The organism is Streptomyces sp. MBT53 (genome assembly GCF_016654115.1).
Taxonomy (GTDB): Bacteria; Actinomycetota; Actinomycetes; order Streptomycetales; family Streptomycetaceae; genus Streptomyces.
The window spans coordinates 62,243-71,690 of the sequence record NZ_JAEQAZ010000022.1 but is presented as its reverse complement, the minus strand read 5'-3'; the positions used below and the strand labels follow the sequence as shown (position 1 = coordinate 71,690).

The following is a 9,448-nucleotide window of genomic DNA, read 5'->3' as shown; positions in this document are numbered from 1 at the left end:
GACATAGAGGCACCCCCCCGCCGCTGGCCGCCGAACGCGCCGCGGGGGGAAAGACGGATTTCGATGCGCTCCATGGCGCCCTGACCGGACGGCAGAAGCGGCTCCGGGCGGAGCGGACACAGACCGCGGGAGACCTCTCGTCCACGATGCGGCTGCGCCGCAACTGGGTCTTCGCCGCGATCGCGCTTGTCATCGCCGCCCTGAGCGTGCTGGTCTTCGAGGGGCTGCGCCGTGGCATTGCCACACCCCTGGGACAACTCGGGGCGGACGCCCGCGCCATCGCCGGCGGTGACTTCCGCCATCCCATCGCCCCCACCGGGCCGGCGAACCCGCGCCGGCTCAGCGGCGAGATCGACTTCATGCGCCGACGCCTGGTACGGGAGCTGGCGTTCACCGACGAGGCACGCGGGAGACTCCACGCCCAGGCGGCCGACCTGCAACGCTCCAATGCCGAACTGGAGCAGTTCGCCTACGTCGCCTCCCACGACCTAAAGGAGCCGCTGCGCAAGGTCTCCAGCTTCACCCAACTCCTCCACGCCGCTACGGGGGCCAACTCGACGCCAAGGCCGACCAGTACATCGACTACGCGGTCGACGGCGCGAACCGGATGCAGGTCCTCATCAGCGACCTCCTCGACTTCTCCCGCGTCGGCCGCGTCCACCACGAACTCCACCGCGTCGACCTCAGTGCGGTACTGCGGCAGACCTTGTCCTCTCTGAGCCTGAGCATCGAGGAGAGCGGGGCGTCCATCACCCAAGAGCCGCTGCCCTCGCTGGTCTCCGACCCCACCCAGATGGGCATGCTCTGGCAGAACCTGATCGGCAACGCCGTCAAATTCCGCCACCCCGGCCGACCACCAGCCACCCACATCTCCGCCGCTCAGGACGGCGACCTGTGGCAGTTCACGGTGACCGACAACGGCATCGGCAAAGGCCCCGAGTACGCCGACAAGGTGTTCGTGATCTTCCAGCGGCTGCACACCAAGGACGCCTACGACGGCAGCGGCATCGGCCTGGCCATGTGCAAGAAGATCGTCGAATTCCACGGCGGCACCATCTCCGTCGATCCCGACTCGACGGACGGCGCCCGGATCACCTTCACCCTCGCCGGCGAGCCTCCCAAGGTGACAGAACCGTCAACGATGCCTGAAGCGACGCGCGCCGGCACCTGGTTCCCGGAGGGCTGAAAGGCTGTGACGGGGGCACTCGAGTTCTGCGGCACTGGTGAGTGCTGCTCCCCGAAGGAAAGAGGAAATCGTGTATATCGGTCTAGGTACCGTCGTCGTCATTATTGTCATCGTCCTTGTCGTCATGATGCTGCGTCGCCGCTGACCTGTGAGCCGCGGCGAAGAAGTGGCGCTACGAACCGTCTTCGATCCTGTCGTGCTCACCTGGGGCGGCGCCCGACTCCACCGCATTCGCCTTCCCGCACGAGCAGTACGACCCCGAGCCGATCTCCGAGGGGACCGCGCAGGTGCTGCTGGGCGAGGACCGACGCTACCGGCACCGGCTCCCCGCCGACTCAACGGCGGCCACCGACAGCCTCTCGTGCAGAAGACTTACGACAGCAGCCCTGCCACGCCGGTCGGGTCCTGACCGTTTCGCCGTCGCCCCGAGTCCTGGGCACGTGATACCTGAGCTGAGGGGTGGAGGCAGGGCGTTCGAGGGTTTCGAGTCGGTGCCCGTCGATGTCGGTGAGGCTTCCGCCTTCGTCCGATTCGGGGGCGCCGGCCCGCCCGCGGTGCTGCTGCACGGTCATCCCAGTACATCGGCGACGTGGCACCGGGTCGCTCCGTTGCTCGTCCAGGCCGGGCACGCTGTGGTCTGTCCCGATCTGAGGGGTACGGGCGCTCCAGGGGGCCGCAGTCACGGCGGACCACGTGGGCTACTCCAAGCGGGCGGTGGCCGGGTACGTGGTGGCCGTGATGCGCCCCTCGGGCATGACCGGTTCGCGCTGGTGGGGCACGACCGTGGGGGCGCTATGGCGCTACGTCTCACGCTCGACCACCCGGAGACCGTCTCCCGGATCGCGCTCGTGGACTGTGTGCCGGCGACGGAGCATCTGTCGCGGATCACCGCCGAGTTCGCCACCCGGTGGTGGCGCTCGTTCTTCTTCGCACAGCCGGACATCCCCGAGCGGGTCATCACCGCCGATCCCGACAGCTGGTACCACGGTGACCCCATGGTGATGGGGCAGGAGAACTACGACGAGTGGCGGCGGGCCACGCGCAATTCCGATGTCGTGCGGGCGATGCTCGAGCCCTATCGCGCCGGATTTACCGTCGGCTGCGGGCACGAGGAGGCCGATCGGACCGCCGGTGCCCGTGTCGCCTGCCCGGCACTGATCCTCTGGTCCCTCCAAGACGACCTGGAAGAGCTGTACGGAGATCCCCGCGCGGTCTGGAGCCGGTGGGCCGACGACGTTCGTGGCCACGGCGTCGACTCCGCCTCGTGCTTCGGGCGGAAGATCACCGGCGCCACGTTCATCAGCCGCCGGTAGGCGATGTAGTGCCGAAGGGGTGCCACTTCGACCTCGCCCCACGCTGTGAGAGCGTCGTCCAGCTCCGCGTGCAGGTCCCGCAGGCAGTCAGGGACGAGGCTGGGCCCCGCCGATACGGGGACCACCGGGGCCGCCGAGACGCTGCTGGCAACTGCGTTCCGCTCCCTGTTCCGCCGAGACAAAGTAGCACTCGGCGAACCGGGCGAGGAGTCCACGAGCAGCAGGCTCAGCAGGTCCCCCTCGAAGACGCGGTAGCGCACCAAGTCGATCCGCTCGGGTAGCCGCTGCACGGCCACACGGTCGTGATGGGAGAGGCTGGCTGCCGATGCAGACCATCCGCGGGCGACGCCAGTCGATGGACTCGGCTGCCGCCGCGCCCAACACCTTCCGGACGAGCGCCTCGACCTCGTGGTGCGCCGACTCCAGCCACGACAGGTAAGAGACGGCCTGCGACAACACGCCTTCTCTGAACAACGATCGCGCCTCCGCTCGGGAGGCTGCTAAGGGGAGGGGTTGATCACCCCTCTCCTTGCCTGTCAGTGGACGCGGTGCTGTTTAAGCCAGTCGTCGTCGAGGATGATGAAGGCCCACTTCTCGTTCTCTGCCTCTTCGTGGCCCTCGTCGAGGATCGCGTTGAACTCCGCTACTTCGATGAGGTAGAGACGTACGTCCTCGTGCCGGATGGTGATCGTTGTTTCAACGAAGGAAGTGCTGCTATGCCCGGTCCAGTCCGACGGGAACTCCACGAGCATGATGTGCGTGGTGCGGGTGGGATCGAACGGTTTGTACCGCGGGCTCGCCAAGGGACACCATGAATACAACACCGCTGCGGAAGGTCGGGCGGTTCCCCGCGGAACCAGCACGAACGTCGATGATCACACTGGCGGCAATTTGACCGATACCATCTCTACTTCATGGTCGGCGGATCCCGAAGTCGCTCAGTTCGGCGCCGAAAACCTGGGCGACACGTACGTCGGGGAAGGTGTGATGCTGCGTGTCAGGGTGGAAGGCGTCGATCGGTCAAGGATCATTCAGATCCACGGAACGCGCCATGAAAGGTTCTTCGAGGACGAGCACCTCATCGCTCATCGCTCATGAAGTGATGGCCGACGACATAAGCTTCGACCTCGGGGACACCTGGTCACCCGTCAGGAGGCCAGGAGATGAGTGAAGTTTCCGCTAGTGAAGTGATCGCCGCATTCGATTCCGACTCCGAGGCCGACATCCAGGCCAAGAACGCATTGATTTCTGGAGCGTCCTTCGAGATCTGGCTCGAACCCCTTCCGGCGTCGAGGCTTCGAGGCATTCTTCGCGGGAGGGTGAGAAGCCTGCAGCGGCGCCGTAAGCCGACTGTCGGGGTTGATGAATGTCTTGCGAACCTCGCGGAGAAAGGCGATCAGGGACTTCTCGTGGCCTGCGTGGACGATCGCGAACGAGGCGGATACCTGTTCCCCCTCTACCTCGATCCGCAACCGCTCAAAGTGGTCGCATGCCTAGGGTTCGGCTCCACCTCCGAAGACGACTCCGACGCCGGACCCGAGTAGTACGGAATTCATGACGCACTTGAACTGGCTGCCTCGATGACAGTCGAACAGGTATTCCTTCTGTGTGGGCGCGTATCAGGTTGATTGCTTCAACCATGATCAACGCGGACGGCGGCAGGGCAGGCCGGAAAGAGAGCCGCAGTGGCTCCCCACGACGACATGGTCGGATCGTCGGCCGGTCCAGGTCCACCGCCCACTGTCCCTGCGCACGCCACGCGGTGTGACCGCGTTTCCGTGACAACTACGCCACTGCCTGGTCGGACCCGTGCCCGCCGGTGCGCGAACGGCGTCATGCCGTCGCGACCACCGGTCGTGCACGGGTGTCCGTCGGGTCTCAGGCACGCCAATGCACTTTGAACACCCACGCGTGCTGCCCCGCCCTGCGTGCGGCTTCGGGGACGTCGACCACCAGCGCGCCGTTACTGAGGCTCCATGTCAAGGGGCGGTCGTGGCCGAGCATCGTCACCTTGTCGCCGCTGCGGATCGGGATCGGAGCTTCGACGGTGAGCTTCGCGCCGGGCTCGGCCAGCGAGTGGATGTAGAAGGCCTCGTCGGGACGGACCGTGAACCTGAGGTCGTCGCCGAGCTGGGCCATCCTCGACCAGTACGTCGTGTCGTAGATCGCCTCGCCGTTGACGCGCAGCCAGCGGCCCGTCTCGCGGAGCCGGGTCTGCATGATCTCGGGGATCGTGCCGTCGGCCCGGGGGCCGATGTCGAGAAGGAAGTTGCCGTTCTTCGACACGATGTCGACGAGGTTGCGCACGACCTCTTCGGCCGTCATGTAACCGTCGTCGGGGGTCGCCCGGTTGTAGCCGTAGCTGAACGGGTCGAGGCCCCGGCTGGACTCCCACTTGGCGACGACGGTGTTCTCGTACGTCGTGTACTCGGGCGTGGTGAAGTCGTGGAAGGCGATTCCCGAACGGTCGTTGACGGTCACGTCGATCGGACGGCGGCGGTTCTTGGCGTGGTTGAAGTACTCCGCCAGCACGTCGAGGCTGTCGTTGGCGCCGCCGATGTCGCACCAGATGAGCTCGGGGTCGTAGCCGTGGATCAGTTCGAGCATCTGCGGTGCCTGATACTCCGTCACGAAGTCCTTGCCCGCGGTGTATCCGGTGTACGGCACCGGCTGAAGGGTGTACGGATTGCGTGGGGCGTGGCCCATCCACGGGTTGTCGGGGTTGAACCACTCCGGCATCGAGAAGTAGAGCCCGCGGTGGAGTTCGGGCGTGTGACGGCGTGAGGCGTCGAAGAGTTCCTTGACCAGGTCCCTCTTCGGGCCCATCTTCACGGCGTTGCGGTCGGAGACCTTCGTGTCCCACAGCGCGAAGCCCTCGTGGTGCTTCGAGGTGAGCACGTGGTACTGGGCGCCCGCGTCCCGGAACAGTTCCACCCAGGCCCGCGGGTCGAACTTTTCGGCGGTGAAGCGCGGGATGAAGTCGTCGTAGGCGAAGTCCTCGCCGTAGGTGTCCCGGTGGTAGGCGTACGTCGGGTTGTTCGGGTCCTGCATCTGGTCCCAGTACCACTCGGCGTACTGCTTGCCGACCGGCGCCCAGGCGGGCACCGAGTACACGCCCCAGTGGATGAAGATGCCGAACTTGGCACCCTGGAACCAGTACGGCGCCTGATGCCCGGCCAGGGACGTCCCGGTGGGACGGTAGTCGGCGACACCGAGGGTCAACTGCTCGTGGGACACCGCCACTTGGGATCCGCGCCCGGTCACGGTCACCGTGCCGTCCCGCACCGTGCCGGGCGCGGCACCGCTGCGGATGCCGACGCGGACGCGGGCACGCTCACCGGGGTCCAGGCGTCGGACGCGGGCGGACTCGACGGTACGGGCGCCCTCGGCGTCGACACGCACGGAGACTCCGTCGCCCGGGAGGATCGCGACCGTACCGGCGTTCACGACCGTCGCTTCCACGCTCTGCGCGCCGGACGACTCCAGCAGCGAGTTCGTGGAGTGGGCGTCGCGCAGGGCCAACGCCCTTCCCTGGGCGGCGGGTTGGAGGGAGAGGGCGAAGACGTGCAGGGAGGTCTTGCCCGCCTGGGCCGGGTTGGTGACCGGGAGGGTGAGGGCGACCGCCTCGCGCTGCGGGTCGAGCCAGACCTCCGAGGTGCCGATGCCCACGCTGTGCTGGTCCTTGGTGCCGTCCGGCTGGTAGCGGTACGGGGCGTCGAGCGAGCCGCCGGCCGCGTACCAGTCGGCGCCGCCGAGGCCTGCGGTCGTGGTGGAGCCGTCGGCGTAGTGGACGGTGGCGTTGCCGGAGGCGTTGCCGTAGCTGCCCGAGGTGAGGAAGACGGCCGACAGGTAGCGGCCCTGGGGCAGTTCGACGCGCTGGCCCATCGCGACGACGTTGTTCTTGGCGCCTGCGGCCGAGGAGGGGAAGAGGAAGGGGATGCCGTCGACCTCGACGCGGTCGGTGGGGAGTTCCTCGCCAGGGAAGGTGTAGCCCGAACCGTCGAAGTCGCCGCCGCGCGCGGAGGCGGTGTCGATGCCGTCGTTGTCGTAGAGGCTGTCGAGTGGGACGGGGACCGGCTCGGGGACGGGGACCCAGGGTCCGGACGCGGTGGTGGCGAGTTCGGCGGCGTGTGCGGCGGTGGCTGAGGTGAGGGGAAGGGCTGCTGCTGCGGCGACTCCGGCTACGGCGCCCAGGACCTGACGTCTCGGATACGTACTCATGAGCGGCTCCAATTCCTCGGATGTCTGATGATTGAATGGGGCAGCTGTACTGTCAATGGTGCGGACAGAGACGGGAGTTGGAGGGATTCATAGGATGACTCGTCTGCATGTGCTGCTCGGCCGGTTTCTGGTGGATCTCGGTCGCACCCCCGCGCGCCATGGCGGAAGGCCCTGCATCCGGGCGAGCTGGACCGGGCCGCTCCCCTCCAGATCTGACCGCCGAGGGAACGGTGGGGGTGCCGACTGTTGAGCAGCACTCCCAAGATCTGGAGGCGTCGCGGCGTGGGCTGCGGGCTGAACTCGAACGGGGCGAGGAGAAGATGGCGGAGCGTCTGACAGTTCGGTTCCAAGGCGCCCTGGAGGCTGCTGAGCAGACCACCGAGAGTCAGTTCGCGAAGCTCCGCACCACATCGAGGGCCCGCAGCAATCCGTGAGGGACAGCTACCGGGGGCCGGTCACCTGGGGCGTCGGCGTGAGGTTCGGCCCGGCGGCGAACTTCGTCTCCGGCCTGCCGTCCTCGTGGAGGCTGCCGGATCGGTCGTCACATCCACAGTCACAACTGGGCGACGGGAAGGGAACCGCTCCGTGTCCCTCGCCTCTGATTGGGAGCTGCCGTCCGTACGGACGGGTCGGGATGCGGACTGCCTCCGATGGGGTGACGCTGGCGGCATGGCTTCCGTGATGCCCGTGGTCGTGTACCCGCCCGACGAGGAAGGCGGCCGGCGCGTGCGCGTCGACGGAGAGATTCTCGGCCGCGCCTACGCGCTGCGGGACATCGCCGAGTTCCTGCGCAGGGCCGGGATCGAGGACGTCGACGAGTCGTACGTCGCCGAGTCCGGCCTGATCGAGTGGCGTGGGGGTGGCCCGGAGGAATGGGGCGACGACAACGCCAGACCGTCCTGACTGGCCAGAGGGGGGAGACCCTGCGGAGGTAGCCGTGGCGAAGCAAGGACGGCGGCGGAAGCGGGGCCTGGTGTGACGCGCCCGGCGGCGCGCAGTCGGGTCGTCCTGGCCGCATCGTCACGGCTGTGTCGGCCGCTCTCGTGGGACTCCTCGTTGCCTTGCCGTGCTCGGGGGGATCCTCGCGGCCTGCGGTGCCGACCGGACGAAGCCGCGAGCGCCCGTACGGTCCTCGCGTTCAGCACGATGCCTTCGCGTGCCGCGACTGTCGCACCACCCTCGGAACCCGTGCGGACGCAGACGCGCCCGGCGACACCGGCGCCGGCGCCCCCAGGTCGTACTTTCGACAGGGTGAACAGCCGTGCCGGTCCCGGCGTCCAGCAGCCTTCTTGCGGGAGCGCAGAAAACATCACGGGGGCTTGGACCTGGCGTGCGGCATGCCGCGCCTGCTGGACTGCGCGGGGCCGCACCATGTCTGCGCAGGACGCCAGTACACCGGCCCGCCCCGCGGCCCGCCTCGTCTCCTTGGTGGCCCGGGTGATCGGGCGCGTACGTGGCCTCCTCCTACGAGGCCGCCAACGAGCGTGCCGCCACAGTGGTCGGCAGCGGCCCGGGCTTCCTGGAGATGCTCATCGCGCTGTGCGTGCAGGTCACCGCTGAGGTGACACGAGACGGCAGGAAGGCCGGCACCCGAAGCCGAGGTGATCCGCGTCCAGCCGCTGGGCGCACCGGCGCTGACACACTCGTGGCGCCGACGACGTGTCGTCACCACCGACTCCGCCGACACCATTGGGGACGACGGGCGCACGCTGGCGGCCCATCCCGTCCGCTTCGCTGGCCGACCCGTGGTCACCATCGTGTGCGGCAGCAACGTCGACGTAGACGCCTGTCACCGCTGGGTCGGTACGGCTCCCCTCGGCAGGTCCCGAGGCTCAACCCAGGAGTTCTGGCTGGGAAGCGAAGGCGGCTTCTCATGCCGTGACCCGACATGACGACAGGTGCGGTGCCGCCCGACCGTGAGGGCCATGACGTCCGTGAGGGCCATGACGTCCGTGAGGTCTGTGCATGCCGTCGGACAACGCTCAGCCGCGCGGTGGCGTCCAGTGCCCCACCGACATGGCCACGGATTCGTTCGCGTCGAGGGACTGGAGGCGGTCGGCCACGTCGGTCAGCATCTCCGTGATGCCCGGCCAGCGGGGCGCCCCGCCGTGTCCGGTACGGTTGAAGGATACGACGCAGCCGTGGAGTTGCCCCGGCCGCAGGTCGGTGAACAGGCCGCCGCCTCCACCGTCGACGGCCACGGGCAGCCACTCCGGCAGCCATACGGGGACTGCTTCCGTGGCGTACAACGTGCCCGCGGGATCGGCACTGCGCGCACGGGTGTGGTGTTCCCAGGCTGCCGCGAGCGACGGGGGCACGATGTCCTGTGCCACCTGGAGGTGGATCGTCCGGCGTTCGTCGGCCTCGGCCGCGCCGCAGGGGTCGTAGAAGTCGGGGATCAAGTGGCCTGCCGGGGGCGGTGATTCGGGTGCCGGCGCGCGGTCGAGGCCGCCCGTCCGAACCCACCAGCACAGCAGGGCCGGGGGCAGTTCGGCGCCCGCGGAACGCTCCGCGACCCGGCGCAGCAACTCGCTTTCGGCGGGCGGGCGCAGGCGGGCGCGGTAGCCGGGGGCGTGGTCGGACAGCCAGCGGTCGATCCGGTCCCAGGCGTCAGCCGGTGCATGAGTCACGGTCACCGCCTCCTCTCACATCGCAATTGTGAATGCCAACCTCACAGGTAAGTCACAACATCTCCCCGCGCCTATCGGGGGTTTCAGCCAGTGTGTCC

Annotated in this window: 7 protein-coding genes and 2 pseudogenes; 6 read left to right on the top strand and 3 right to left on the bottom strand. The window is 68.0% G+C overall.

What is annotated here, in order from left to right:
- Both JHN45_RS11280 and JHN45_RS11275 read left to right on the top strand, forming a co-directional pair.
- A pseudogene (locus JHN45_RS11280) lies at positions 1 to 1,186 on the top strand (ATP-binding protein); the annotation flags it as partial.
- A gap of 287 nt (positions 1,187 to 1,473) precedes the next feature.
- Positions 1,474 to 2,499 (top strand): alpha/beta hydrolase, encoded by a 1,026-nt coding sequence (locus JHN45_RS11275; RefSeq protein ID WP_307783077.1) that lies wholly within the window; start codon positions 1,474 to 1,476, stop codon positions 2,497 to 2,499.
- A 536-nt stretch (positions 2,500 to 3,035) separates the two neighbouring features.
- Here JHN45_RS11275 and JHN45_RS11270 read toward each other — a convergent pair.
- A complete protein-coding gene (locus JHN45_RS11270) occupies positions 3,036 to 3,251 on the bottom strand; it encodes a hypothetical protein (protein WP_201048908.1) in 216 nt (71 codons plus the stop codon).
- A gap of 7 nt (positions 3,252 to 3,258) precedes the next feature.
- On the opposite strand from JHN45_RS11270, the gene JHN45_RS11265 reads away from it, so the two are divergent.
- Together JHN45_RS11265 and JHN45_RS11260 are read left to right on the top strand one after the other, a co-directional pair.
- Complete coding sequence (locus tag JHN45_RS11265) at positions 3,259 to 3,597, top strand: hypothetical protein (RefSeq protein WP_201048907.1); 339 nt, start codon at positions 3,259 to 3,261, stop codon at positions 3,595 to 3,597.
- Positions 3,598 to 3,662: 65 nt separating this feature from the next.
- The gene (locus JHN45_RS11260; RefSeq protein WP_201048906.1) at positions 3,663 to 4,043 is read left to right on the top strand and encodes a hypothetical protein; all 381 of its coding nucleotides are present in this window, start codon (positions 3,663 to 3,665) and stop codon (positions 4,041 to 4,043) included.
- Between the two features lie 334 nt (positions 4,044 to 4,377).
- Here the strand turns inward: JHN45_RS11260 and JHN45_RS11255 are convergent, their stop codons facing one another.
- Entirely contained in the window at positions 4,378 to 6,720 is a 2,343-nt protein-coding gene (locus JHN45_RS11255; RefSeq protein WP_201048905.1) for an alpha-L-fucosidase, read from the bottom strand.
- A 669-nt stretch (positions 6,721 to 7,389) separates the two neighbouring features.
- On the opposite strand from JHN45_RS11255, the gene JHN45_RS11250 reads away from it, so the two are divergent.
- Together JHN45_RS11250 and JHN45_RS54675 are read left to right on the top strand one after the other, a co-directional pair.
- Positions 7,390 to 7,623, top strand: coding sequence for a hypothetical protein (locus JHN45_RS11250; protein ID WP_201048904.1), 234 nt, complete (start codon positions 7,390 to 7,392; stop codon positions 7,621 to 7,623).
- A 683-nt stretch (positions 7,624 to 8,306) separates the two neighbouring features.
- Positions 8,307 to 8,531 (top strand): annotated as a pseudogene (locus JHN45_RS54675) (threonine dehydratase); the annotation flags it as partial.
- A gap of 171 nt (positions 8,532 to 8,702) precedes the next feature.
- Here the strand turns inward: JHN45_RS54675 and JHN45_RS11245 are convergent.
- Positions 8,703 to 9,350, bottom strand: a complete 648-nt coding sequence (locus JHN45_RS11245) for a hypothetical protein (RefSeq protein ID WP_201048903.1) — start codon at positions 9,348 to 9,350, stop codon at positions 8,703 to 8,705.
- Positions 9,351 to 9,448: the final 98 nt, after the last annotated feature.